We start from the raw sequence: 22441 nt of genomic DNA, 5'->3' as shown, positions 1-22441 counted from the left end.
AGGCCCCATGCCAATTCCGGCGATAAAGCCGCTGGTCCTCGACCAGCAGCCGGCACCGCTGCCACTGCCACCTCAGCCGGTGGTATGGGGCCATACCCACGTGACGATCACGGGCTCGAACGGTCAGGGGGAGGAAATCCCCCTGACCTCCTTCGCAACCAGGGAATGGCCAGCCATCATCATCCAGGCCGGTGCCACTGGCCTCGACATGCCCCCGCGTGAACTCCACGCAGACGACTCCCCGAATTTGGACGGGTCGATCTATCGCGGATCGCGGGTGGCAGCCCGGCAGATCATGATCCCGGTCTACCTCCACGGAGTTGACCGCCGGACCCTGAAGGACCTCAAGCGCCGGCTGATCCGGGCGATCAACCCTGATAACGGGTTCTGCGTCCTCAAGTTCGCCGAAGGCGATTCCCTCACCCGTACCTTGCACGCCTACTACAAGGGTGGACTGGAAGGGGACGAGGGTGCAGACAATGCCGGGTTCAGGTGGTCCAAGTTCGGGCTCCAGTTCACCGCCTTCGACCCCTGGTTCTACGGTGACGACCTCCAGGTTGCCGAATGGAGCTTCGGGGACGGTACGCCCTTCCTGAAGAAGGGGGAGGCCCTATTCCCGCTCTCCCTGTCTAAGGGGATTCTGTCCAGCAAGAACATCCCGATCGTGAATCCCGGCGACGTCGACGCCTGGCCTATCTGGGAGCTCAAGGGCCCAATCCGCGGGTTCAAGATGACCTCCGGGGATCGTTCCTTCGGCATCGCGGCGGGCCCTGCTGGTGGCCCGGCCGCAGTGCCGGCCGGGCGCACGCTCATCGTGGACACCCGTCCCGGGATGAAGTCCCTGACGGACGACCAGGGCAACAACTACTGGCCCCGGGTGGACTCGTCGCCGTCACTCTGGCCCGTGCCGGCCGGGAAGTCGGCCGTGTCCGTCGACCTCACGACAGGCAGCTCCGCCGCCTCTCTCCGTCTTTCCTTCCGACCCCGCTACGAAAGTTACTGATGCCTATGAGTTACCGGATAGAGGTCCGGGACCGAGACCTTAATCGGGTCGGCGTCATAGACACCTGGATCAAGCTCGACTTCATCGTCCGCTTCTGCCAGCAGGGATCATTTCAGCTACTCGTCAAGGCCGGAACCCCTCAGGCGAACCTCCTGCAAAAGGGTGGCGGCATCGCCATCTTCCAGGAGGGCGTTCCCGAACCTCTCCTGACCGGGCAGATTGAATTTTTCCAGCAGTACTGGACGGTGGAACAGCACACGGGCCCGGGAAGTCTTTATGTGGGCGGGAAGTGTGACAACAAGATTGCCTATTCTCGACTGGCTTTCCCCGAGCCCGCGGTGCCTGTCTCCAAGCAATACACCACCCGCCCGACTCGCCAGGCCGCCGGCTCAGCGAGCAAGGCCCTGTGGTGGGAGCTGGAGCACTCCGTGGGGGCCTCCGCCCTCCCAGATCGCCGGATTCCCGGCCTGTCTCTCCCCGCGCCAGCCGACCTCGGCGCCCAGGTCGCTGACTCCTTCCGCTTCGATGGCCTCGGGACCACTTTTGAAAGGTGGACTGAGGGCAAGGATTTCGGCTATCGACTCCTCTACAACCCCGACTCGAAGAAGATCGAACTTAGCGTCTTCAAGCCCCGCGATCGATCTAGGGATGTCCGGTTCAGCCCTGAAATCGGGAACCTGCGGGAATTCATCTGGACGCTCACCGCACCCCGGGTAACCCGCGTCATTGTGGCCTGTCAGGGCGAAGGCGAAGACCGGTACCTGTACCAGAAGATTGATACCGATGCCGAGGCGGAGTGGGGCGTCCAGATCGAACAGTTCCTTGACCGCCGCGACCTTCCGCTGAAGACGGACCCGGCCACGGGCCAGCCGGTGAAGGCTCGCGAGGACACCACGGACGCGGAATTCGCGAACGCGAAGAAGGCTGTCGAGGACGCTGCGGACAGCTTTCTCCAGCAGGGCGAGAAGAACGGCAACTTCCAGATTTACCCGATCGACACCGAGCAGATCAAGTTTGGCCGGGACTACTTCGTTGGGGACTTGGTGACGGTCTCGATCGACGGCGTTGAGTACGTCGATATTGTCCGCGAGGTCAGCATCTCGGTAGAGGACGCCGGTAAGAACCTCACCATTCGCCCAAAGATCGGCGAACAGGGATCAGGCGATCCCCTCAATCTCTACAAGACTGTCTCCGAGCTTCGAGAGAAGCTGAAGAAACTCGAAGCGAGGATGTAATGGCAGAAGTCAGCTACCCATTTTCTCAGGCTAACGCCTCTGGCGGAACCGAGATGGTGTCTCAGATCCAGTGGCAGCAGATGGCCCACCTGTGGGGCGGAGACCGAGTTGACTACCAGCTCACCAGCTCAACCCTAGACCCGGGAGCGCTCCCCTTTGCCTGGCGCGTAATTAACGGCCGCACGATCTCTATCGAAGCCGGTAACGCATGGGTCGGCGGCTTCTACTACCAGAACACTTCCCCCCTGAATGTCGACATCGACCCTAACCCCACCGATCGGGCCCGCAAGGACACGGTAGTGATCCGGGCGGACGTCGTGAAGGGCTCGGTCAACATCGTGGCGGTAAAGGGCCAGCCCAGCATTTCCCCCATCGCTCCGCGGCCTCAGCGCTCGCCGGGCGGGATCTGGGAAATGGTGCTGCTGGAGGTTGACGTGCCGGCCGCCAACGGTGCTCTCTCGGTCCACTCCCGGGCCTCCTTCGACATGCCCAGGCCGGTAGCGACGCCATGGAATACCCGCTCCACGGCCGATTTCGTACCTCTGGGAACTTTCATCTATGACCTCGACCAGGACGGCGGGGACTCCCCTTACGAGGCGTTTGTTGGCCGTGACGGCTACACGGTGACTCGCCATCTCGGTAAGGCCCGTCCGTACACCCCGAGCCTTTGGGGCGTGAACTCTCAGCCGGCCGAGGTGGATCGCGTCTGCTGGTGGCGCTGGATCGCACCCAACACCTACCACTTCAATATGAAGCTCAGGAACTCGACCTCCGCCGACATCGTCACCACCGGCTGGTACATGCAGACCTCTCTGCCGAATCCGGCGAATGGCCGCACGGCCCAGATTTTCGAGGGCTACATCGATAATCCTGCCGGCGGCGGCGGTAAGCCGTGGATGACCTCGGTCAAGGGGGTCACATGGGAAGGCCCAGGAACTTCGACCGTGAATCTCTTTACGCCTGCCGGTGATTCCCTGGTTGTCCTCCAGGGGATTCCAGCTCACTCAACCCTGCATCTGTCCGGCACCGTCGAATCCGACGTTTTCACTCAGTAAGGGGGCATTCCCTTGGCTCGAAATCTTTTCGGAGGTACGGCCTCCGACGTTGCGGAAAGCGTCAGCGGCGCCCGAATCCCGGGTGCTGTCGGAACGGTATGGGACGGCCCGAGCGAGGGTGCCCGGCAGGTGACCGACCTGACTGACACCACCGGCGCCCCCATCATTCAGCTGGTCGCCGACGTCCGAGGCATGGTCCCGAGCTTCTACGGCCCGAGCACCGGCGCCGAGCGGCTTTGGGTGGACTTCGGGGCCGGACGGATCGGCCTTGTGTCGGTGACTGCCGGCGAGCGCCTGGTCCAACACCAGACGGCCCCCGACCCACACCAGGACAGGGCTTACACCAATGAGCGGCTGGCCAATTTCGTCCCGATCAACGGCGCGGACCTCCAGGTCCCGGCCGGTACGGACTGGGCCCGGTGGGTCGTGCCAGCCGTCGCCGATACCACCGGATCCGCCTGGAAGCTCAAGACCTCGGACGGCTCCGCCTTCACCCGCGTCCTCAACTCCGGCAGCTTGCTGCTCGACACCGTTGACGTCCGCACCCCGCTCTGTATCGGGGCACCGGCGTACGGCGCCGGCCAGTCCGTCATCAACGTGACCAACTCGAAGGCCACCACCACAACTACCTCGTCGGTCTTCCGAGTTCAGGGCGACGGTTCGGTGGTCAGCTCGGGCACCGTGACAGCGGTGAACGTGGGTACGGCCCGCCTCTTCTCTGGGCCCAACGCGCCTTCGAGCCCGAAGGCCGGGGATGTGTGGGTGCAGTATGGCTAATCAGCTCAAGGTCTGGGACGGGTCGACCTGGATCGACAGGACGCCGCAGGTCTGGGACGGAAGCACGTGGAAGCCGCGGCCTCCCCTGTACTGGGATGGAGCCGCGTGGATGAGCGCGGCCCCCACCCCAAAGGAGTTCCCTTCCTTCGTCTCCAGCACGAAGGCCCTCGTCGTGGACCAGGCCCTCGCCGAGGTGTCCCTCCCTCCGGTACGAACGAATGATTTCGTGGTCTCGATCTGCGTCAGCTCTGGCGCCGCGCCGGCACCCCGTTTACTCACTCCTGCGGGTGCCATCCCGACCCAATACACCCTCACTAGTGGACTTTTGATGGCCGTGGCCGTCTGGCCCTGGGAGCCGTCCCGAGGCAACTCGGTGGTTTGGGACGTGGGCACCGCCCGCAACGCTGCCGTAATGAATTTGGTGTACCGAAACGGGGATGTCTCCAACATCGGGCTCACCCCTGTGGTCGGCATCCGCGAGTACTCCAAGACCAACTCGCTCCCCCTGATGCCCTCAACCGGCTATCGGAATCTCTATGCGACTGTGACCGTTTCCAGCAAGCTTACGGGCCTTTCTTGGCCGTCCGGAGTTTCCGGCCGGGACCAGCAGCTCGGAAATTTCGGCTCGAATCAGGTGAGCCTGATGGTCGCTGATACGCCGGGCTCCGGCGGTTCGCCTGGCTCTGTGCAGCTCGACACCACGGTCTCCTCTGCGGCGGTGGTCCTCATTTCGGTTCCAGGAAAGTCCGACGGAAAGGCGACCTGGATTCTTGGCGACTCCGTTGGTTCCGAACTCGGCACCACTACTATCCTGGAGCTTTAATTGATCACACTTCCTGCCCTTAAGTCGTGGGTTTCCCGTCAGGTGATCGGCCCGGCCGACATGAACTCTCAGGTGTATGACGTACACAACGCCCTGTACACGGTGGCCAACGACCATGAGAATGCAATCAACCAACTCCGGGCGAACCCGGTGATCTCACTGACCCTTCAGAACCCAGTCATTGTGGACACCAATCAGGCAACAACCGTCTACTGGAACACGAACAATCCGATTGCCAAGGTGGGTTACTGGAACTCTCCGGATGGCGGGACGCTCATTGTCCCAGAAAGCGGGGTATACAGGATCACCATGAGCTGGGGTGGCTGGGGCTATGGCACCTCCACTCCGAAGGTACGCGCGTGGGTCTACTCTCCTGCGGGCAAGATCGGAGGCTTCCTTTATCCTCCGATCGACGGCAATGCCGGCTCGAACTCTTTCACAATGGCCGTGCGCCTGCGGGCCGGCGAGGCGTTCGCGGCTTATGTGGTCAGCTGGTGGGCGCCTTTCAGGAGTGACAACGGCCCGGGTGACGAACGCGAGTCATGGAATCTGACCGCAGAGAAGATAGCTGACTAAGGAGGCCTATGACCCCGAATGACATTTTCGGATTCGCGGGCACCGCGGCCTCGGTTGTCGCGGCTCTCGTCATGGTCCGGGCCTCCTGGCAGATGAATTCAGCTCAGGTCTGGAAGGGCGAGGCCGAGGCTCAGAAGACCCGAGCCGACAGGCTTCAGGATGACCTGAACGAAATCAAGGACAGGCTGACGCGAATCGAGGCGGAGAACCGCCGCCTGGTCGAACTAATCACAACCCTCGACCCTTCCCGGATTCGCTCCGGGCTCTAAATCTTTCGTTCATCCCCCGAGGGGCTAGCCACACGGCCGGCCCCTTTTTGCATGCCCTGGAGGCATCTTGAGTCAGGTTTCTACCGTCTTCGCCGTAGCATCCGCCGAGGTCGGCTATCAGGCCGAGCGAGCCCCGGGCGAGCGCCCGTCTGGCCATCAGAAGTATTCCGGACAGGTCCCTGGTCTGGAGTGGTCGAATTATCAGCCGTGGTGCGCAACCTGGGTTTCTTGGGTGGCCCTGAAGGCGGGCGTTCCAGCCCTTTATCCGCGCACCGCATCCTGCTCCAACGGGGTCGACTGGTTCCGATCCCGAGGCCGGTTCTCTGCCTATCCGGCGATTGGTGCGCAGGTCTTTTACGGGCCTGGTGGTGGCACCCACACCGGAATCGTCTACGCCTTTGACGCGAATTCCATCTACACCTATGAGGGAAATACTTCCCTCACCAATGACGCCAATGGCAATAAGGTCATGAAGCGGGAAAGGCGTCGTCGGGACGCCTACGTCTACGGCTACGGCCTCCCCGCCTTCGACGGCGGCATCACCACGGCGGACCCCGACCTGAAGGGCCGGCCGGGCTTCACCTACCAGGCGTCTGCCTCCGGCCCGGCCAACTCCGGCTCGACCAACCCGACTTCGCCAACCCGAACCGTGACCGTGCGAGCGGGCCAGACCATCACCGCCATTGCTGCGGCGGCCGGCATCAGCGTGGCCGCTCTGCTCTCGCTCAACCCGAACGTCCAGGATCACCCGGACCAGATCCACCCTGGGGACTCGATCACCCTGCCAGCCGTCCCGGAGGGCGGCCAGGAGCCCGACCCGACCCCACCGCCGGCTTCCCCGCCGGCCTCGAACTCCGGCGCCTTCCCGGGCACAGACCAGTTCGGTCCAGGTGCGAACAACGCCAGCGTGACGAAGCTCGGTGAGCTCCTGGTCCAGCGCGGCGGCGCGCGCTTCTACCAGCAGGGTCCAGACCCTCGCTGGAGCGAGGCCGACCGCCAGGCCGTGAAGGCCTTCCAGGAGTCACAGGGTTGGCGAGGCAGCTCCGCGGACGGCCTTCCCGGCCCGCAGACGTGGGCTCTCCTGGTTAACCACCAGGGCCACGACATTCCGGCCGCCAGCTCGGCGAAGCCGAGTGCGGTGCCAGCCTTCCCCGGAGCCAGCAGGTTCCGGCCAGGCGCGGTCAACTCACACGTCACCACTCTGGGCCAGGCCCTCGTCCGACACGGCTACGGCCAGTACTACCGGCAGGGTCCTGGTCCTCGTTGGTCGGAGTCCGATCGACGCGCTGTGCAGGCCTTCCAGCACGCTCAGGGCTGGTCTGAATCGGGTGCCGATGGCTACCCGGGCCCGCTCACCTGGTCCCGTCTCATGCGATGACGCATGAATCAATTACCTACGGAGACACATGAATTCATTCATTAGCACGCACATCGTTCGCGTCGTCATGGCACTCGGCGCCCTGGTCCCGCTCCTCACCGCCTGGTACCCCTCGATCCCGTGGGAGGCCCTGGTTGCTGCTGCTGCGGCCCTGCTCGGTGCCGGTGAACTGGCACAGCGACACGAGGACAGCAAGACCTCGGCGGCCCTCCACGAGACCTCTCCTCTGGACGAGGCCGCCAGGCTTCAGGTCGAGCTGACCAAGCTGGAGGCGAAGCAGACCGGCTGATCCACAACGCAAAAATTCCCCCTCCCCCGCGCTGGGGGAGGGGGCTTCTTGTGTTTCCGGCCTACCAGCCCACGACCGAGAATGGCTCACCCTTGAGGAATCGGGCGATCCCGGCTGCGTTGTACGGCTGGGCATTCTCGGGAAGGTCATTGATCGGGTACCACCCGATGCCGGCGCACTTGTGGGGTTCTGCGTTGTACGGCTTCCCGGCCCACTCCGAGGCGGCGAGGAACCAGCCGACGCGTGTCTCCCCTTCGGGGTTGCGGTAGTGCATCACGTGGACGATCCGGACGGCCTCCCGGTGAACCTCCACACCTACCTCTTCTCGGGCCTCGCGGATCGCCGCCGAGATCACGTCTTCGCCCTCGTTCACCTTCCCGCTGGGGAGGTTCAACTGGCCGTCGCTGTAGCCCGTATGGGCTCGTTCAGCCAGTAGGACGAGGCCGTTGCGTTCGAGGATGAGCATGGCATCGTTGATCGGGCGTTGAGGCTGCACCTGGTCCTCCGGAGGTGTGTCTTAGGAGGACGATAGGGCACTTCAATGGACGTCGGTAGCCCTGTACGAGATTCCCTGACCTCGAACGCAAATATGCCCCCTCTCCGAATGGGGAGGGGGCATATTTCATATTTCCAGACTATTCGATCCTGGTGGGCAGTTCGGGCCTGGCTTCTTCGGGCCTGTACAGGTCAAGGAAATTGATGTTGCAGTTCTGACAGAGATCGGCGCCCGGCGGGAACCGATGTTCCGCGTCCGGGCAGATTGGCCGGCCAACCGTTGCATGCCCACAGGGCTTGCAGGTCCAGAGCGGCGCTCCGTCGTCTCGGAGCTTCCAGTCGTGGCGGGGGTAGCCCTCGGGGTTCCAGTACGGGGTGTCGGTGCAGAGGGCTTTGACCCGGCCAACGATGACCTGGTCACCGTTCCGCCAGTTCACCCGACCCTCCGTATCCAGGAACGTCGTCCAGGCCGTCATGGGGTCCTCCTGTACTGACCGTGCTCGGAGCTTCGAAGGTACTCCTCTTCGCCGGGCTGTGTCAGGCGTCCAGGGTCAACCACTCAGCGATGGCCCCGCTGATGGGGGCCCCAGTGCTCTCCTCGATGAACCCCCATTCGCCATTCGAATTGCATTCGAGGAACCAGGGACGGCCGTCCATGTCCTCAACGAGGTCGAACGCACCGAATGAGAGGCTGGCAGCAGCCATGTAGTCGTGGAGCTGGCGGTTGGTAACGTCGTCCAGTTCAACCAGCTCGTATGAGGCCGCCTCAGGGTCGGCGCGCCAGTCCAACAGGTCGGACGTGATCCGGGCCGCGAACACCTGGTCACCAACAACGGTGACCCGCAGATCGGCTTTCTTGTCGATCAGCCGCTGAAAGGTGTGGGGTACCGGCTGCATCCCAATCAGCGGGTCGGACGGGGTGATTTCCCAGGCCGGCGCGAAGTCGACGTAGGTCTGAGTCATCGCCTTGACGACAGTTCGCCCAGCGGCGATGAAGGCGGCGGCCTCCTCCGGGTTGGTGGTGGTGAGCGTGTCGGGGATGTCCATGCTGAGGTCGGCAGCCAACGTGAGTTGGGGCAGCCTGGTCCGGTGGTAATGCACGGCCATGGGTTCGTTCATCCACCGGCCAGCGCCAGCGGCGCGGAGTGTGCCAAGTACCGCCACCGTGGTTTCGTCAGCGGCCCATGCCTCCTCCCCCTCAAGTGAAGTCGCCTTGGTGGGCTTGCGCCACAGCACGGACGTCCAGGGGCCGACCGGGGCGCCGCCAACGGTCCACTCCGAGGTTGCACCCGCACGAATCAGGGCGCTGGTGTGTTCCTCACTGCGGGGCCGGCCGGGGTCGAGGCGAACGAAGGTGGCCCGGCGGAGGTGCCGGGCCACCATGTCCGCCGCGTAGTCACGGTCATCAGCGACGATGACCACACGGGGGAAAATCATTTCAGTCGTCGTCCTTCTTCGAACCCAGCGGCGGCGGGCGGTTGGTGATCGTGAAGCCGCGAACGTCGGCGGCCTCGACCAGCGGAACACCGTCCGCGGTGATGTTCAGGCCGGCGACCTGGCTGTAGCTGTGCTCGGGGAGGACCGAAGTGAGCGCCACCGCACTGGCGGTGCGAGCACCTCGGAGAGCGAGGTAGGCCATCTCCATTCTCCTTTCTCATCGCAGTTGCCGAAGCACGGTCGCGCTTCGGGTGGTACACCCGGACCACCTAGGAACGTTCCTAGGTCCGGGGGACTTTGGAGGGTGCGATCAGATAGCACCGGAGCGAGGTGGAGCAGGGCGGGCGGTGCTGCTGCTCTGCACTCCTTGCGGGGCATCCCGTCGGACGGTCGATTCGAGGGCCTCCCTGAGTCCGGGCAGGCCGAACTTAAGGTTCATCTCCAAGGTCACTTCCAGCCCTTGTGAGATCTCCTCGATGGTCAACCCCTGAGGCGGCGTGCCGTCTGCGTTCACGCGGCCGTGGACTGCGGCGTTCCCGCCTCCAGCTCCGAGATCAGCTCCGGCCTCAGCGGCTCGCCGAAAGCCTTCACGAGTTCCCGGCCGATCGCACGGAGCCGCCAGTCACCGGCCATGGCCTCGTCCAACCGGAACGCCCCCCACTGCCGCCAGTAGGCCTGAGCAGTCGAGTCGTCAACCAGGCTCCGGAGGTTCACCCGCAGCTCTTCACGGGTGATCACACCCATCCTCCACCTCAGGCTGAGGTACGCGAGGATCTTGTTCACCCGCAGATTCGCCTTCTGCTCCTTCAGGCTGCCGGCCTCGCTGCCGAAGGCCCGGTATTCGTCGTCGGCCAGCGACTCGTTGATGCGCTGCTGGTGGTCGAGCCCCAGGTCCATCTCCACGCGCTGACGGTGCTGGTAGTAGCCCACAGCGGCCTGTCCCACCACGGCACCGGCCAGCAGCAGAACGGCAGAGCTAACCTTCACGGGTCTCTCCCTTTCATGAATTAGTTCGGCTGATTTGACTCATTCACCACGTACAGGTCGCCGCCTCCCCAGCCCCAGCGGGGGAGGCGGCCCTTTCCCGGTGCTCCAGCCGTCCAAAGCGTGCACCGGGAAGCTGACCCGCCCCGAGCGTCCGGCCTGACCGTTACCGTCCTCGGGGCGGGGGTTCCGGCTGAAGAGGCAGGACCCCTCCGCAGCCGGGGCTTCATCAAGCGGCCGGGGCGGCCACGCCCCTCAGGAGGAGCGGCAGCCCGCTGCCGCTGTTCCACGCGTCCCACGCTTCGAGGGCGCGGCAAGCCTGTTCCGCCTGCATCACAGACATGACTTCGGACCGCGAAACCCAGTGCAACCCGCGGATCTCCGCCGGCGGCTGGTGCCGGTCGACGATTCCGATCTGGCGCGCGTCGAGCATGCCACCCGCGTAAACGAGGTTCAGGCCCTCGGGGAACTCGGAGGCGGGCATGTAGTCGACGGCGAGGAGGTCTCGCAGCTCCAGCACCAAACCCGTCTCGACCTCCGTGTGTCGGCGGGCCGCCAGGTGCGGCAGCTCGTTTGCCTCGGCACTGCCTCCGGGGAGGGTGAACCCGTCCATATAGACGGGATCGACCAGGAGCACCTGGGAGGTGCCCTCCGCCTCGCGCAGGATGAACGCCTGCTGGCCGGACCGCCGCCCGGGCGGCTTGGTCATGATGCTGGTCCTGCTCAACTCTTCTCCAATGGTGTCGACTTGGCTTTTGGGCCGCTCCCTGTGAGCAGGGGGAGACTCACAGGGAGCGGCCAGCTCGACAGGGACACAGCCGTGGACGCCCCTGGAGCTGGCCGGCAGGTGGGTCTGCGGGACACCTGCCGGGTACCGGCCTGCTGGGCGGGCGGCACCAGCAGGCCGGCGAGGTACCCGCCCCCGAGGGCTCCCGACGTTCTACCTCGGGGGCGGGAGCATGTCAGTCCGGTTCGCCGATGTACCACAGGCCGGCACCGAGACGGCCCGCCCACGGCCCTGCGTGGCCCTCCAGCAAGAGGGGAACCTCGCGGCCAAGCCCGGACCGCCTCTCTCGGCGACCACTCCGAACGAAGCCGGCCGCACCGCCGTTCAGGTCCAGCATCAACGCAAGTTCGGCGTCCAAGTCACCCGCGACCGTCTCGTCGGCACTCATCAGATCCACTCCTCCGACGCGGCGAGGTCGGCCCGCATGGCCACCTGGTGAACGTACCTGACCAGCACCTTGTGATGGTCGGCGCAGGCCGGGATGCTCACGGGCGTACCGTCAGCCCGCCAGTAGGACGTTCCCGGGGCGACCACCGTCGGGCGGCCGTAGCAGAACACACACCGGCCGAGCTGGAACAGGTGCTCGGCCGGCATCTCGGTGACCGCCGCCCCCTCAGCGGGCATCGTGTCCACTTGCAGGCCGGCGAGTACGAATCCGCCGGTCACGCCGGAGTCCAGTCAGCCCGATGCCGGTGTGGGTGCCCCGCCGTGCCGGCGGCAATCTCGACCGGGACGATCGGCTCGACGAACTCCAGGTCAACACGGTGCTCGGGGCCGGAATACCCCAGCGGGCGGAGCACCGCCCGACCGAGGTACACCTCCACGAACACGAACTCTCGCGGTCGGTCGTCTTCATCTTTGCGGCTCAAGTCCCGTACCACCTGGTGGGACTGGAACGGGTACTCGACTTGCGGTCTCTCAACTCCGGGCACGGGGACTCCGATCCGTAGCGCAGTGACTACCGAGGAGGCCCACTCTCCTCTACGCTCTAAGAGCTTTCAACTTTGCGGATTGGAAAGGAAGGTGGCCCCTTGAACGTGAAGCCGCTCGTACCGGACCGCTCGCCGCGCGAGTCATTTGGCGCTCAACTGCGGTCGCATCGCGAGGAGTTGGGCATGACGCAGGACCAACTAGCCGAGCGCACCGGCTACTCGCCTGGGCACATCTCGTCCGTGGAAACCGGCAGGAAGCCACCAACCTTGCGGTTTGTACGGCAAGTTGATCGAGCATTCGATTCAGGGACCAAGTTCGCAAATCTGTTCCTGGACGTCCGCGCATCCTCCCTGCTGCAAGGCTTCGGGCAGTACGTTGCGGAGGAAGCGAAGGCAGTGGAGATCCGGTGCTTTGAAGTCGGCATCGTCCCTGGCTTGCTCCAGACCAAGGAGTACGCCGAGGCGCTGGCGACAGCGGCAGTGAGCCGAGGAAGTATCACGGATGCCCAGGCAGAAGAGCGACTGCGAGTCCTGGCGAACCGCCAGAAGCTACTTGGCCGCCGACCGTCGCCGCAGGTGTACGCGATCCTGGACGAGAGCTGCATCCACCGCGTGGTTGGGGGCACTAAGGTGATGGCGGCCCAGCTCAACCACTTGGCCGATGTTGCCTCGTTTCCGAACATGACGTTGCAGATTGCCCCATATTCTATGGGCGAGGCGCGCAGTCTGAATCTCCCGGTCTACCTGCTCGTGCTGCCGGATCGATCCATGGCCGCCTACTCGGAGGCCGCTCAGCAAGGACTGTTCGAGCGTGAGCCCTCCGAGGTACAAGCCTTGCTCACGGCCTACCATCATCTACAGGTGGAGGCCCTACCGCAGGCCCCTTCCCGGGAGCTGATCGGCAAGGTACGAGAGGAAATCCAGTGACGACCGAACCCGCATGGTTCAAGTCCAGTTATAGCGACAACGGCGGCGCATGCGTCGAGGTAGCCGCCAACATCCCCGGGGCAGTGCCCGTCCGTGACTCCAAGGACCCCCACGGTCCGGCCCTGGCCTTCTCTCCGGAGGGCTTCTCCGCCTTCGTATCCGCGGTGAGGGCCGGCGAGTTCGGCGACGTCTAAGCCGGACCGCCAGGACCACGGAGGCCCCCGACCAATCAGGTCGGGGGCCTCTGGCTACTCACAGCCCACCCTTCAACGCGCGTGCCGGGGCCTCTCGGTTATCCCTCAGCCGCTTCTTCCTCGGGGTCCGGCATGCCTTCCAGGACCCATTGGGCCTTCACTTGCACCGCATCGAGCGGCGGGCTCAGCAGCAGCTCAACCGGGTAGGCCGCGGTAACCTGGACGCCGCCCGTGGGCTCATACGTCTCGGCTCGCACGATCGCACCCACCTCGACGGACCGCACGATCAGGGGGGCGGCCTGCCAGCGCTCCGCAGCCCCGATGATGAAGGTGATTTCCTGCCGCCCGTTGACCACCGGCCCGATCTTCGTCGCCGGGTTGCCAGCTCCTACAAGGTCGGCGAACGCCCATGCCCAGTACTTCGGGTCATAGGGCCTGTCGTTCTTCACTGCTTCTCCCTCTCGTCCCGCTCTCGCGGACTTCCATGCCGACCGTACCGGGCGACACCGACATGGGTGGTTCTTCGTGCCACACCTGACCGCTTACCCACCTGGATACCACCGGGGCGAAACGCCCCCGGACGAACCGAGGGTGCTGTTGCTGCGGCATCAGGGTCGGGTTCACCGGCCCCACCTCGCCACCTTCCGGCGCCACCAGGCGCGCGCCGTCTCGGTGCACGCTTCCTCCACCATGGCCACCCAGTTCTCCGGGACCGGACCGACCGACTTTCCGGCCTGCTCGGGGGCGGCCTCTGCCGCGGGCTCCTGGTCGCCCAGCTCGGCAGCCGGCTCCTGGTCCTGGTGCTCGATGACCTCAGCCGGCGCCTTGTCCTCGCCCACAAGGGCCGGGAGATCAACCCCAGTCGCCCACACCTGCGACATGCTGTGAACCGTGGCAACCACTTCGTTCGTGTCCACGTCGCGCAGGAAGTTCTGCCCCCTCTTCGACTCGTGCCAGGACACGGAGACCAGCGTCCCGACCGGATCAGGCTCGCCGTCCTTGACCACACCGCCGAACCAGAAGTACGACGGTTCCTCACTCCACCGGACGTAGCTGCTCAGCTTGGCCTTCTCCCACGCGCGGGCCTCGGCCGCGGAATGGGTCTCCTCGGCCGCCAGTTCCTCGGGCTCCTGGTCCTCCTGGCTGGCGCCCTCGGCCGGCGCCCACCAGCCCTTCGCGTAAGGCGAGTCCGACAGCAGCTCGGCGCCGTCGTCCCCGATCATCCTGAGCAAATTTGCCCCCTCCAGACGGACCGTGGCGAGCTGGGGGGTCGCCGACCGCAGCATGCTGCTGCCACCGCACCAGACCCTCTGTCCGTGGTCGAGCCCGGTCAGCCACTCCCATTCCAGAGTCGGCGGCGTCTCTTCGCCGGCCGACGCCTGGTCGTCGTCGCTCGCCCCGAGGGACCCGTCGATCAGACACTCGGTCTGCTCGTAGGCCTCGGTGTAGCTCTCCAGGAACCGCTTGCCTGCCCGCTGAGGGGCGCCCGCACCGTGAACGGAGTTGGACCGAGCGACCTCCAGCAGCCATCCGAGCGTCCCGTAGGTGACTCGACCGCTGAAACTGCCGTCACCGTTCGCGCAGGCCTTGAGTTCGGCCAGCAGCTCCGGGCGGCCCTTCAGGAATCCCTGCGTAATTTGGCTCGACACGTAACTACCCAAGCTCTTCGGCATCTTGAATTCGTGCCGCCGCTGGCGCGGGTCCTCCGGCTCGTAGTCCAGCTCATGGCGCTTGAGAACCGTCTTCGCCGCCTGTGACCGGCTGAAGTTGTCGTCATCCCGCCATTCGCGGCAGATGTCCAGGAGTGCCCCGAGGGCGTCATTCGGCAGCCGGACCGTGGTGGAGTTGTTCGACTTACCCATGTTCAGCGCCTTGCAGGCGTTCATCAATTCGTACTGACCATCAGTCTCGCACTCCATCTTGCTGGTGGCGTACTTCCGCAGCGGAGCGGGCAGGTGGGTCTCAATCTTGCGACTCATGATCTCTCTCTCTTCTGTGGTGCCTTCTCGGCTGTCATGCAGGATGTTCAGTGCGGGCACCCGGAGCTGTTCCGTGCACACGTCGCAGTCACAGCGGTGCCACATGCAGATGCACCCGGGCTCGGCACACAGGCGATCCGGCCCGTGGCCGTTGCCCCGGTCGTACCAGGTCGGGTACACGACGTGCTCTCGGTCGTAGCGGTGACCGTGCGGCAATGGCTGTTCGTAGCAGGGACGTTGAGAATGCCGGGCCGACTCCTTGTTCAGGAAGCCGGCCCGGCATTCAGTGCATTGCAAGTAGCCCTGCGGGCGCCCTCGGAGGGTGTGCTTCACAGGAGCGCGAGAAAGGGGTTAGCCGGCCTCTCGGCGGATGCCGAGGCCTTCGGGGCGGCCTTCCGGGCAGGCTTCGTCTTGGACGTCGGCCGTTCCGCCTCCGGGCCACCCGGGACCACGGACAGCCGGGGCTTGGACGTCGCCAGCTTCTTCGACTTTCCGGCCTTCGACGCCTTCTTCGCCTTAACCGGCTTGGCCTCGGTCACGGGCTTGACCGCCCGAACCACCACTGGCTCAGACGGTTCAACCATCGCCGCCACCCTCGTGGGCTTGACCGGCTTGGGCAGCTCGACCGCTGCCGGCTCCAACTCGACCAGGCGGTAGATCGTCGCGGGTGCCCCTCGACCGCTAAGCCGCTCCCGCACCATGACCACGTCGGCCATGTCCTCCACCGCGGCCTTGATCCCGGCCGCGTTGGCGCGGGACCCGAGCGCCCGCAATAGCACGCTGGAGGTCGCCTCTCCGCCGTACCTCTGGAGAGCTTCCCGGATCAGGTCAGGCAGGGGCTTGGCCGTGCGCCGGCCGACCGAATCGGCCTCACTCGCCAACCTCCGGATACTGGCCACGGAGTATTCCACGAAGGCCCTGGCAGCCTCCCATGCCCGGACGCTCACAGTGGTCTTGCGCTCCGCCGCCGTGAGCACACAGGCCACCCTCAGCACGTGCTCGTCCGCCCGCTCGATCATGCACGACAATTCCTCCGGCAGCTCCATCAGCTGGTCTTCCAACTCGCTCCGGTAGTTGTCGTGCCGAATCGCTGCCGCGTCCGAGATCGACATCACCCGAGGTTCCGACTGAACCCACGCATAGGCCCGAGTGATCGCGCCCGAGGGCCTCACGTTCGCGAGGGGGTTCTTCATGCTGGTCGGCAGCCGCCGCGACCGATCAACCACGACGGGGAGGATGCGGTTGAACACGCCGCCGAGCGCAACATCCGGCTTCACCAACCGAGACCAGCGTCCGGGCTGGATGTGCCCGTGGAACCCCAGGAGCGGGTGGTCGACGCGCTGTTCCTCGCGCTTACCGGCCTTCCCCTTGGTCGTGTTCACCAGCGGTCGGCCGTCCCAGGCCTGAATCATCTGGTCGAAGTAGCTGTCATCCCGGTTGGCTCGGCGAAGCTGGGTAGCCCATTCGTCCTCGACCATGAGAACCCGGCCGTCCTCGCCGGCCTCGCTGAGCTGTGTCTCCTGGACCACCTCGAAGAGGGTGTTAACCAGTGCCGGACCGCTGCTGATCCCCTTTCGCGTCCGCTTCTCCAGAAAGGACCCGATGGAGGGAGCGAGGACAGCCGTTGCGGTATCCAGGGCGAACCCCTTCCTGCCAACCTTCGACCGGCCAACCATGGCCGTCCAGACCACCACCGGCCGCCCGTTGGGTTGCACCACAGAGCCGGATATCGCACTGGACCACATGCTCAACGCCGCCGCGAAAATGCCCACCGGGTCACCCTCGCTGAACTCTCGCGCCGCCTCGACGGCCTCACCGATCGGGCCGTACTTCATCTCTTCCCAGGTACCCATTTCCCTTGCTCCCTTTTCTCGTTACGCGCTGACAGCGATGGGCTCGACCACGTCCAGGGCTTCGCCCAGCAACTTGCCGAATCGGTCCCGGTGTTCCTCACACAGGTCCCATTCCCGGGCCCCGAGCGTGAGCCTTTCCACGGCCTCCACCACCGTTCCGTTCTTGTTCCAGCACGCGTTGCAGATGAACTGCTCGATCACCTTCGTCGCCATTCCATTCCTCCTTGCGTACGGGCGTTCATGGCGAAGGCCGGACCTCCAGGGTCCGGCCTCCACCAAAAGCGACCGCAGTTATCCGCCGAACTCGGCCACGATCCCGACCAGCCCGAAGGCACTGGATTCGGTTATCTCGACCGTTTTCAGAGAGTCACCCATTCGCCCCGCCCCAGTGTGCGGATACAGGTACTCGTCTTCCCACTCGTCCCGCTCGAAGGTGCCCTCTTCGGGCACCGGAACAGCAACCTTCGTAATCACGGTGGTATCGATCTCGGTGCCATCTGAATAGGCGCTGTTGATCTGCAATGTGACAATTGCTTGCGGCATCTCTAGCTCCTCTTCTCCATGCCTCCAGGGCATCCTTCGTGGGCCTCGACACACGCATGAATTCCCAACTCCGTGACTCCGCCCTCGGCGAAGGCCAGTATTGCGAGACCCTGGGCTATTCCCATTCGCGCTTCCGCCCGCCCCTTCCCGCCGAACTGAGCCACGTCTCCGCGCGAGGAAATTTGCTCAAGTGCACGAGTCCGGAGACTGTCAATTTCGGCAGGCGACTTCCCTCTCAGGCCCGCTATGCACAGCGGCACGAAGCCCACCAAGAAGTCCTGCCACGACTGCGGCACGACTCCCCTCGAACGCGGGTCATAGATGACTCGACCGAATACCGAGTTCGGCTGGCGGCCCCATATCGGGTGCGATTCACGCGTGGTCACGCGGCCACCAACTCAACCTCGTGACGAATGTTCCGCCGCCCCGCCTGCCACGTTTCCGTGACGCCCTCGACCAGCATTTGCACCATCCGCTCCGGGTCTGCGTAGTCGTCGGCGAGCCTGCCGCATTCCTGGAACAGCTCTGCCAGCGCTAGCAGGCTTGCCCGGGCGCTCTCCATCCGGGCAATCTCGACGGCTCGGAACTCGACCGCTTCCGCATCCTGGCAATACCGCTTGATCATGCTCACAGTTCCACTCCTGTCGATTCCTTGTATGCCTCGCGTACGGCCTTAGGGATGGCTCCACGCGCCCCCACAGCGAATCCGTTCTCACGGCCCCACTCGCGGCACTTCTTCATGTGGCGAATGTGCTCCTGCGCTTTCCGTGTCGACTCCACCGAATCCGCCCAAAAGTCCTCCAATCGCTTCCGCTCGGCCACCTCCTTTGCCAGCCGGGCGTCATCCTTCGGCCTCTGTTCGAGGTAGAACCGCACCTCAGCCGAGTTCGGAATCGACTCGTCATCGAAGCTCCGTAGCCCCTTGAACACGATGTACGACCGGACCGCACTCTTATCCAGGCGCCGAAATAGAAGCCTCGGAACCCCGCGCGATGCGTAATGGAAGTACTCCACCACGTCCGGCATGGCATCCACAGCCTCCCGGATATTGGCCGCTCTGAACCGAGCACCGACGTACCGGAGGAGTTCCGACGAAGAAACCTCACCGTCGTACTTGTCCAGCGCGCACCGGATCAGGTCTTCGAGGCTTTCCGGTTCTGGCGTCGGCTCCGGCAGCTCGTAGACATACCTCGCCACCGTTACCGCCTCCGAAGAGGCTTCGAGGTGGCACCCATAGCCGGGTTAGAAACAATCTCGTCAGCGCATGGCTCGCAGTGCGGGTATCGGGCGAACCAGGGCTCGCCGAACCGCTCGATTCCAACCCAATGAGTTGCCTCTCGACCGCAGTTATTCGAGCAACCGCCCTGGTAGTTGTTCGGGTAGGGCATTGACCGCTCCTTTCGTCTAGTGGCCAGCGCCACCACCAGGCCCCCGCGGCCGGTCTCGGGGCAGACCTCTCCCCCGGACTTCTCGGCCGGCTTGGGCCTGGTGGTCACACAAGCGACTAGCTGAGGCCCTGCTGGCGGCGGCGTATCGCATGCTCGCTCGCCTCGGTGATGCGCTCCGCGATGGCCTCGTATGCTTCGCAGTTGCCCGGCCCGGTGAACCGCCCGTACTTCGCCCGGCGACGCTCCAGCGCAATCCGGATGGTGTGCAGCTCAACCCGCGTCAGGTACCACGGCCCGTCCTCGGGAAGGTTGAACACCAGCGACCGGGCCGCATTCACGTAGTCCGTGTCGGACCAGGTGGGCTCAGTCTTGGCCAGCGCTCGACGGAGCGTGCTCCTCACGTAGGGGGCTTGGCAGGTGTGATCCACCATCACCGCCCATGTCGACTCACCCTCACGGACGGGGCCCAGCCGACCGCCGATGATCCCGCTGTCCTCGGGATCGATTCCGTACTCATCGCGGTACTGACTGATCGGAAGTTTCGTCCAGGACTCCGAGCGAAGAGCGTGCTGCGGGCACTCCAGAATGCGGACGTGCTTGCCCGGCTTTCGCTTGGAGTCGGTGAAGCGAACCACCGTCGCACCCTCCGGGCAGTGCCCGACCTCCTCACTGGTCCACACCTCGCAAAGGAACCCGGACCGCCGGATACCGGCGTGGATCTCCAGGATTTCCCGTGCTGCATTCTCCGTGTCGGCATGGCACAGGTAAGCGGTTACTCCGTTCCGCTCATCCCACGCGTAGACGTACCAGTCCTCACCCTCATCGCGGACGTTGATCACATATCCCCGGTAGTCGGGGGTGTACTCGGCCCCGAGTCGGGCGAAGCCCTCACGGGTATCGGTCCAGCCGGTCATTTCAATGCCTTTCGGCTAGGTGGTAGTCCTGTCGGCTGACAGGCCATGCAAAAGGCCGCCCCGAGGGGCGACCCAGAGCAAAGCGGGTCAGACGTTCCTTGCGTCCTTTCGCTTTTCGGCAGCAAGCCAGCACCGCAGCTCGCTTATGTATACGTCGAGGTCGGCCGCCTTATCGGCGTTCCAGTCTTCACGCAACTGGGCATAGAACCCCATCTCGGAATCCTCGCAGGGCTGATCCTCGCATTCAGGATCGTAAGTCTTGATATTCCTCCGAATATCGCCCGCCCACTCGGCTTGGGCCGCATCGTGACCCTCAAGGATGTTTTCCACTATCTGGCGAATGTCCATTAGAAACCTCCCTGGATCGTCAGGCGACGAGGTCGAAGCCGGCTTCGTCGCAATCGGGGCCACAGTCGTGGTGCAAGTCCCCACACTCGTCGTATTCGGTGTGGCCATCAATCACCTCCTCGGCTTCATCCGAGAGGCCGCAGGAACGAAGCAGCTCCGCCAGCGCTTCCGCCTCTCCGCAGGTGAGGATGTAGTCAAAGCTCTCGATTTCCCGAGCGAGAAGGTCAAGGGCCGTACGCACCCCATAGGAGTTGTTCGGCGCCGTCGAAATCTCCGGGCGATTCTTCCGGAAGATCCGGGACATAATGGAGCGGGCCAGCTTACGCATGGGCTATTCCTCTCGGGGCTGATTGGGCACCTGTCGACTGACAGGCCATGACCGGGGCCGGATTTACCAGCCCCGACCAAAGCAGGTCAGAAAAGGTTTGCAACTATTTCGTCAGCCAGGCGCCATGCAGTTTCCGTGTAACGGAGAAGCGGGCAACCCGGAAATCCATGCGACAGCATTTCGCGAAAAGCCTGCCGAGCCTCATATGCGGCAGCCACCGCCTCAGTGCATTTCTCGTCCTCAAAAATATGGCTCACGGCTCCACTCCCTCTTTACGTAAGTGGCAGGTCGGGGCGAGCCCGACCGAACGAAAAACAGGTCAGACGAGCTCGTCGGCAAGCCGGAAAGCGGCTTCCGTGTACTTAGTCAGCGGGCAGCGCGGAAAGCCGTGGTTCCACATGTCAATAAACGCCTGCCGGGCCTCGTAGTTGGCGGCCATGGCTTCGATGCTCTGCTCAGTCTTCGGGGTCTTGTCCATTGCTCAGTTCCGTTCTTCTGGTTGGGTGAAAGGCCATGGAACGGCCGGGCAGAGCCCGACCGGACCAAAGCGCGTCACTCAGTGAAAGGAAATCCAGTCACAAGCGGGCTGGAACCCCTTTTCGCAGTTGTCCTGCTGAGCCTCACTGAAACCGTCGTTGAAGTAAGTCACCTGATCAGTCGGCGAATCCTTGAACCACTCGCAAGCGGCCTCAAATCCCATGTCACAATCCTCGGCCTTGGAATCGGCGAAGCCCTCGCCGTAGACGTGCCCCCGAGAGAGGCCAGGCTGCGCCTTAGGTGCGGTCGAATGGTCGGCCACGTATCCCACGAAGAATGAGCCCACGATCGCACCGAGAAGTGCGAAACGGGCCAGGAAGTTACGCATAGAAGTCCCCATTCCTGGCCTCACAGGCCCGTCAGCTCGATCAGGTCGTCAACAGTCGGTGCGGGATCATCCGAGAAGAGGTCGAGCTGTCCCCGCTCCTGCCACGCACGGACCTCTCGGCGGTAGCGCTCCTGGGCGTTCGCGTGCTTGGCCGCCGCCTGGGGGTCGAAATCCGCCCGGCTGTAGTCGGACCACTTCCGACGCCCGTAAAGCCGGCGTAGCATTTCGGCACGGTCCGCATCCGTCATGTCAATGTGACCATTGCAGTACCGGCACCAGTAGCTTTCCGCTGTGAGATCGATTGCCCCCGCCCGCTCAACGGCGCCCCAAAGCTGTTCACGGCACGAGTGGGTGTTCTTCTCGCAGCCGCAATCCGGGTCTTCCGAGTAGCACTCATGCTCAGAGGGGTGGTTACGCTCCCACTCGACCTCGGAATAGTGGTCGTCACTTGCCACCGGGTGGTTTTCCAGACGCTCCACCCAATCCTGAATGGCGCGGATGGCCAGTGCGTCATCGGTCCGGACGTAAAGACGCTCGTAGTAGCCGCAGGCAAAGTGCCCGAAGGAGTGCACCTCCACGGACTCCGGGAACCTCTTATCCAGGTCCTCGGATATGACCGCCCAGTTGCTTTCCTCCAGCGCATCGGCATCCCGAGTTTGCGTGAAAGGGGTGGCGTACCACGTACTGGTGAAGCTGTCCCGGTCAATGCGGAACGAAAGTCCCTTGTGCGCCTCCACGGAGAGCTCTGCCAGCTTCGCCGTGAAAGGCATGGCGGCCCGGATTCGGGCGATACGACGCGTGCGCGCTCCAGACATGATTCATTCTCTCTCTACTAGTAGACGTGACCGGTGACGTCGTATTCGCCGTCGACCACCTGAATGTGAATCCCATGCGGACTCAGCACGCCGCACCGGAAGTCGCCCCGTCCAGGGGTCACCTCCTTCCCACTCGTACGGCACTGCTTTCGACAGGCATTACGGGCAGTGCCCGCCGTCCTTTCGGCTGCCTTCACAGTCCGGTGAACCCCGAACAGGTTCCCGGCCTCATCCCAGACCCGATACT

Annotated in this window: 33 protein-coding genes; 11 read left to right on the top strand and 22 right to left on the bottom strand. The window is 64.2% G+C overall.

What is annotated here, in order from left to right; genetic code table 11:
* The first annotated feature begins 7 nt into the window (after window positions 1-7).
* The 9 genes from ACIQ87_RS10790 to ACIQ87_RS10750 all read left to right on the top strand — a co-directional run bounded on the left by ACIQ87_RS10790 (window position 8) and on the right by ACIQ87_RS10750 (window position 7405).
* Window positions 8-1003 (top strand): phage tail domain-containing protein, encoded by a 996-nt coding sequence (locus tag ACIQ87_RS10790; protein ID WP_402404675.1) that lies wholly within the window; start codon window positions 8-10, stop codon window positions 1001-1003.
* Window positions 1003-2238: a siphovirus ReqiPepy6 Gp37-like family protein gene (locus tag ACIQ87_RS10785; RefSeq protein WP_402404673.1), complete on the top strand. Its 1236-nt coding sequence runs from the start codon at window positions 1003-1005 to the stop codon at window positions 2236-2238. The genes ACIQ87_RS10790 and ACIQ87_RS10785 overlap by 1 nt, the downstream gene beginning before the upstream one ends.
* Window positions 2238-3293 carry a hypothetical protein gene (locus ACIQ87_RS10780; RefSeq protein WP_402404670.1) on the top strand — a complete coding sequence of 352 codons (1056 nt, stop codon included), beginning with the start codon at window positions 2238-2240 and terminating at the stop codon, window positions 3291-3293. Before ACIQ87_RS10785 ends, ACIQ87_RS10780 begins: the two co-directional genes overlap by 1 nt.
* Window positions 3294-3422: 129 nt before the next feature.
* On the top strand, window positions 3423-4070 hold the full coding sequence (locus tag ACIQ87_RS10775; RefSeq protein WP_402404667.1) for a hypothetical protein: 648 nt from the start codon (window positions 3423-3425) through the stop codon (window positions 4068-4070).
* 109 nt (window positions 4071-4179) lie between these two features.
* Window positions 4180-4893, top strand: a complete 714-nt coding sequence (locus ACIQ87_RS10770) for a hypothetical protein (RefSeq protein ID WP_402404664.1) — start codon at window positions 4180-4182, stop codon at window positions 4891-4893.
* On the top strand, window positions 4894-5469 hold the full coding sequence (locus tag ACIQ87_RS10765; protein WP_402404662.1) for a hypothetical protein: 576 nt from the start codon (window positions 4894-4896) through the stop codon (window positions 5467-5469).
* A gap of 8 nt (window positions 5470-5477) precedes the next feature.
* Complete coding sequence (locus ACIQ87_RS10760) at window positions 5478-5738, top strand: hypothetical protein (protein WP_402404660.1); 261 nt, start codon at window positions 5478-5480, stop codon at window positions 5736-5738.
* Window positions 5739-5805: 67 nt separating this feature from the next.
* Window positions 5806-7116: a peptidoglycan-binding protein gene (locus ACIQ87_RS10755; protein WP_402404657.1), complete on the top strand. Its 1311-nt coding sequence runs from the start codon at window positions 5806-5808 to the stop codon at window positions 7114-7116.
* 67 nt (window positions 7117-7183) lie between these two features.
* The gene (locus ACIQ87_RS10750) at window positions 7184-7405 is read left to right on the top strand and encodes a hypothetical protein (RefSeq protein ID WP_402404654.1); all 222 of its coding nucleotides are present in this window, start codon (window positions 7184-7186) and stop codon (window positions 7403-7405) included.
* Window positions 7406-7466: 61 nt separating this feature from the next.
* On the opposite strand, the gene ACIQ87_RS10745 is transcribed toward ACIQ87_RS10750, so the two are convergent.
* The 9 genes from ACIQ87_RS10745 to ACIQ87_RS10705 all read right to left on the bottom strand — a co-directional run bounded on the left by ACIQ87_RS10745 (window position 7467) and on the right by ACIQ87_RS10705 (window position 11977).
* A complete protein-coding gene (locus ACIQ87_RS10745) occupies window positions 7467-7871 on the bottom strand; it encodes an NUDIX domain-containing protein (protein WP_402404651.1) in 405 nt (134 codons plus the stop codon).
* 169 nt (window positions 7872-8040) lie between these two features.
* Complete coding sequence (locus ACIQ87_RS10740) at window positions 8041-8376, bottom strand: hypothetical protein (protein WP_402404648.1); 336 nt, start codon at window positions 8374-8376, stop codon at window positions 8041-8043.
* A gap of 61 nt (window positions 8377-8437) precedes the next feature.
* Window positions 8438-9322, bottom strand: a complete 885-nt coding sequence (locus ACIQ87_RS10735; RefSeq protein ID WP_402404645.1) for a hypothetical protein — start codon at window positions 9320-9322, stop codon at window positions 8438-8440.
* A gap of 16 nt (window positions 9323-9338) precedes the next feature.
* Window positions 9339-9539 carry a hypothetical protein gene (locus ACIQ87_RS10730; RefSeq protein WP_402404642.1) on the bottom strand — a complete coding sequence of 67 codons (201 nt, stop codon included), beginning with the start codon at window positions 9537-9539 and terminating at the stop codon, window positions 9339-9341.
* Window positions 9540-9847: 308 nt separating this feature from the next.
* On the bottom strand, window positions 9848-10324 hold the full coding sequence (locus ACIQ87_RS10725; RefSeq protein WP_402404639.1) for a DUF6082 family protein: 477 nt from the start codon (window positions 10322-10324) through the stop codon (window positions 9848-9850).
* Window positions 10325-10550: 226 nt separating this feature from the next.
* Window positions 10551-11030 carry an NUDIX domain-containing protein gene (locus ACIQ87_RS10720; protein ID WP_402404636.1) on the bottom strand — a complete coding sequence of 160 codons (480 nt, stop codon included), beginning with the start codon at window positions 11028-11030 and terminating at the stop codon, window positions 10551-10553.
* Window positions 11031-11283: 253 nt separating this feature from the next.
* The gene (locus ACIQ87_RS10715) at window positions 11284-11496 is read right to left on the bottom strand and encodes a hypothetical protein (protein ID WP_402404634.1); all 213 of its coding nucleotides are present in this window, start codon (window positions 11494-11496) and stop codon (window positions 11284-11286) included.
* Window positions 11496-11732, bottom strand: coding sequence for a hypothetical protein (locus ACIQ87_RS10710; protein WP_402404631.1), 237 nt, complete (start codon window positions 11730-11732; stop codon window positions 11496-11498). Before ACIQ87_RS10710 ends, ACIQ87_RS10715 begins: the two co-directional genes overlap by 1 nt.
* 38 nt (window positions 11733-11770) lie before the next feature.
* The gene (locus ACIQ87_RS10705) at window positions 11771-11977 is read right to left on the bottom strand and encodes a hypothetical protein (protein ID WP_402404629.1); all 207 of its coding nucleotides are present in this window, start codon (window positions 11975-11977) and stop codon (window positions 11771-11773) included.
* A 168-nt stretch (window positions 11978-12145) separates the two neighbouring features.
* Here ACIQ87_RS10705 and ACIQ87_RS10700 point away from each other — a divergent pair, with 168 nt between their 5' ends.
* Both ACIQ87_RS10700 and ACIQ87_RS10695 read left to right on the top strand, forming a co-directional pair.
* Window positions 12146-12967 carry a helix-turn-helix domain-containing protein gene (locus tag ACIQ87_RS10700; protein WP_402405130.1) on the top strand — a complete coding sequence of 274 codons (822 nt, stop codon included), beginning with the start codon at window positions 12146-12148 and terminating at the stop codon, window positions 12965-12967.
* The gene (locus ACIQ87_RS10695; RefSeq protein ID WP_402404626.1) at window positions 12964-13161 is read left to right on the top strand and encodes a DUF397 domain-containing protein; all 198 of its coding nucleotides are present in this window, start codon (window positions 12964-12966) and stop codon (window positions 13159-13161) included. Before ACIQ87_RS10700 ends, ACIQ87_RS10695 begins: the two co-directional genes overlap by 4 nt.
* A gap of 98 nt (window positions 13162-13259) precedes the next feature.
* Here ACIQ87_RS10695 and ACIQ87_RS10690 read toward each other — a convergent pair whose 3' ends face one another.
* The 13 genes from ACIQ87_RS10690 to ACIQ87_RS10630 all read right to left on the bottom strand — a co-directional run bounded on the left by ACIQ87_RS10690 (window position 13260) and on the right by ACIQ87_RS10630 (window position 22194).
* The gene (locus ACIQ87_RS10690; protein WP_402404623.1) at window positions 13260-13610 is read right to left on the bottom strand and encodes a hypothetical protein; all 351 of its coding nucleotides are present in this window, start codon (window positions 13608-13610) and stop codon (window positions 13260-13262) included.
* Between the two features lie 171 nt (window positions 13611-13781).
* On the bottom strand, window positions 13782-15200 hold the full coding sequence (locus ACIQ87_RS10685) for a hypothetical protein (protein ID WP_402404621.1): 1419 nt from the start codon (window positions 15198-15200) through the stop codon (window positions 13782-13784).
* Window positions 15201-15469: 269 nt separating this feature from the next.
* A complete protein-coding gene (locus ACIQ87_RS10680) occupies window positions 15470-16993 on the bottom strand; it encodes a DUF3987 domain-containing protein (RefSeq protein WP_402404619.1) in 1524 nt (507 codons plus the stop codon).
* A 21-nt stretch (window positions 16994-17014) separates the two neighbouring features.
* Window positions 17015-17206, bottom strand: a complete 192-nt coding sequence (locus tag ACIQ87_RS10675; protein ID WP_402404616.1) for a hypothetical protein — start codon at window positions 17204-17206, stop codon at window positions 17015-17017.
* Window positions 17207-17284: 78 nt separating this feature from the next.
* Entirely contained in the window at window positions 17285-17536 is a 252-nt protein-coding gene (locus ACIQ87_RS10670) for a hypothetical protein (protein ID WP_402404613.1), read from the bottom strand.
* Window positions 17537-17918: 382 nt separating this feature from the next.
* Window positions 17919-18167 (bottom strand): hypothetical protein, encoded by a 249-nt coding sequence (locus ACIQ87_RS10665; RefSeq protein WP_402404612.1) that lies wholly within the window; start codon window positions 18165-18167, stop codon window positions 17919-17921.
* Complete coding sequence (locus tag ACIQ87_RS10660) at window positions 18164-18733, bottom strand: histone-like nucleoid-structuring protein Lsr2 (RefSeq protein ID WP_402404609.1); 570 nt, start codon at window positions 18731-18733, stop codon at window positions 18164-18166. The genes ACIQ87_RS10665 and ACIQ87_RS10660 overlap by 4 nt, the downstream gene beginning before the upstream one ends.
* Window positions 18734-19040: 307 nt before the next feature.
* The gene (locus ACIQ87_RS10655; protein WP_402404607.1) at window positions 19041-19838 is read right to left on the bottom strand and encodes a hypothetical protein; all 798 of its coding nucleotides are present in this window, start codon (window positions 19836-19838) and stop codon (window positions 19041-19043) included.
* 87 nt (window positions 19839-19925) lie between these two features.
* Window positions 19926-20186, bottom strand: a complete 261-nt coding sequence (locus tag ACIQ87_RS10650) for a hypothetical protein (protein WP_402404605.1) — start codon at window positions 20184-20186, stop codon at window positions 19926-19928.
* Between the two features lie 19 nt (window positions 20187-20205).
* Window positions 20206-20514: a hypothetical protein gene (locus tag ACIQ87_RS10645; protein ID WP_402404603.1), complete on the bottom strand. Its 309-nt coding sequence runs from the start codon at window positions 20512-20514 to the stop codon at window positions 20206-20208.
* Between the two features lie 319 nt (window positions 20515-20833).
* The gene (locus ACIQ87_RS10640; protein ID WP_402404600.1) at window positions 20834-20992 is read right to left on the bottom strand and encodes a hypothetical protein; all 159 of its coding nucleotides are present in this window, start codon (window positions 20990-20992) and stop codon (window positions 20834-20836) included.
* A 78-nt stretch (window positions 20993-21070) separates the two neighbouring features.
* Entirely contained in the window at window positions 21071-21379 is a 309-nt protein-coding gene (locus tag ACIQ87_RS10635) for a hypothetical protein (RefSeq protein ID WP_402404598.1), read from the bottom strand.
* 20 nt (window positions 21380-21399) lie between these two features.
* Window positions 21400-22194 carry a hypothetical protein gene (locus ACIQ87_RS10630; RefSeq protein ID WP_402404595.1) on the bottom strand — a complete coding sequence of 265 codons (795 nt, stop codon included), beginning with the start codon at window positions 22192-22194 and terminating at the stop codon, window positions 21400-21402.
* Window positions 22195-22441: the final 247 nt, after the last annotated feature.

The organism is Kitasatospora sp. NPDC096204 (genome assembly GCF_044763205.1).
GTDB lineage: Bacteria > Actinomycetota > Actinomycetes > Streptomycetales > Streptomycetaceae > Kitasatospora.
This window is presented reverse-complemented; position numbering and strand designations above follow the sequence as displayed.

Bases quoted from the DNA above. Each gene is read 5' to 3' on its own strand.
- ACIQ87_RS10790 (WP_402404675.1), top strand. From the start codon at position 8: ATGCCAATTCCGGCGATAAAGCCGCTGGTCCTCGACCAGCAGCCGGCA.
- ACIQ87_RS10785 (WP_402404673.1), top strand. From the start codon at position 1,003: ATGCCTATGAGTTACCGGATAGAGGTCCGGGACCGAGACCTTAATCGG.
- ACIQ87_RS10780 (WP_402404670.1), top strand. From the start codon at position 2,238: ATGGCAGAAGTCAGCTACCCATTTTCTCAGGCTAACGCCTCTGGCGGA.
- ACIQ87_RS10770 (WP_402404664.1), top strand. From the start codon at position 4,180: ATGAGCGCGGCCCCCACCCCAAAGGAGTTCCCTTCCTTCGTCTCCAGC.
- ACIQ87_RS10760 (WP_402404660.1), top strand. From the start codon at position 5,478: ATGACCCCGAATGACATTTTCGGATTCGCGGGCACCGCGGCCTCGGTT.
- ACIQ87_RS10750 (WP_402404654.1), top strand. From the start codon at position 7,184: ATGGCACTCGGCGCCCTGGTCCCGCTCCTCACCGCCTGGTACCCCTCG.
- ACIQ87_RS10745 (WP_402404651.1), bottom strand. From the start codon at position 7,871: ATGCTCATCCTCGAACGCAACGGCCTCGTCCTACTGGCTGAACGAGCC.
- ACIQ87_RS10740 (WP_402404648.1), bottom strand. From the start codon at position 8,376: ATGACGGCCTGGACGACGTTCCTGGATACGGAGGGTCGGGTGAACTGG.
- ACIQ87_RS10730 (WP_402404642.1), bottom strand. From the start codon at position 9,539: ATGGCCTACCTCGCTCTCCGAGGTGCTCGCACCGCCAGTGCGGTGGCG.
- ACIQ87_RS10720 (WP_402404636.1), bottom strand. From the start codon at position 11,030: ATGACCAAGCCGCCCGGGCGGCGGTCCGGCCAGCAGGCGTTCATCCTG.
- ACIQ87_RS10715 (WP_402404634.1), bottom strand. From the start codon at position 11,496: ATGAGTGCCGACGAGACGGTCGCGGGTGACTTGGACGCCGAACTTGCG.
- ACIQ87_RS10710 (WP_402404631.1), bottom strand. From the start codon at position 11,732: ATGCCCGCTGAGGGGGCGGCGGTCACCGAGATGCCGGCCGAGCACCTG.
- ACIQ87_RS10680 (WP_402404619.1), bottom strand. From the start codon at position 16,993: ATGGGTACCTGGGAAGAGATGAAGTACGGCCCGATCGGTGAGGCCGTC.
- ACIQ87_RS10675 (WP_402404616.1), bottom strand. From the start codon at position 17,206: ATGGCGACGAAGGTGATCGAGCAGTTCATCTGCAACGCGTGCTGGAAC.
- ACIQ87_RS10670 (WP_402404613.1), bottom strand. From the start codon at position 17,536: ATGCCGCAAGCAATTGTCACATTGCAGATCAACAGCGCCTATTCAGAT.
- ACIQ87_RS10655 (WP_402404607.1), bottom strand. From the start codon at position 19,838: ATGACCGGCTGGACCGATACCCGTGAGGGCTTCGCCCGACTCGGGGCC.
- ACIQ87_RS10650 (WP_402404605.1), bottom strand. From the start codon at position 20,186: ATGGACATTCGCCAGATAGTGGAAAACATCCTTGAGGGTCACGATGCG.
- ACIQ87_RS10645 (WP_402404603.1), bottom strand. From the start codon at position 20,514: ATGCGTAAGCTGGCCCGCTCCATTATGTCCCGGATCTTCCGGAAGAAT.
- ACIQ87_RS10640 (WP_402404600.1), bottom strand. From the start codon at position 20,992: ATGGACAAGACCCCGAAGACTGAGCAGAGCATCGAAGCCATGGCCGCC.
- ACIQ87_RS10635 (WP_402404598.1), bottom strand. From the start codon at position 21,379: ATGCGTAACTTCCTGGCCCGTTTCGCACTTCTCGGTGCGATCGTGGGC.
- ACIQ87_RS10630 (WP_402404595.1), bottom strand. From the start codon at position 22,194: ATGTCTGGAGCGCGCACGCGTCGTATCGCCCGAATCCGGGCCGCCATG.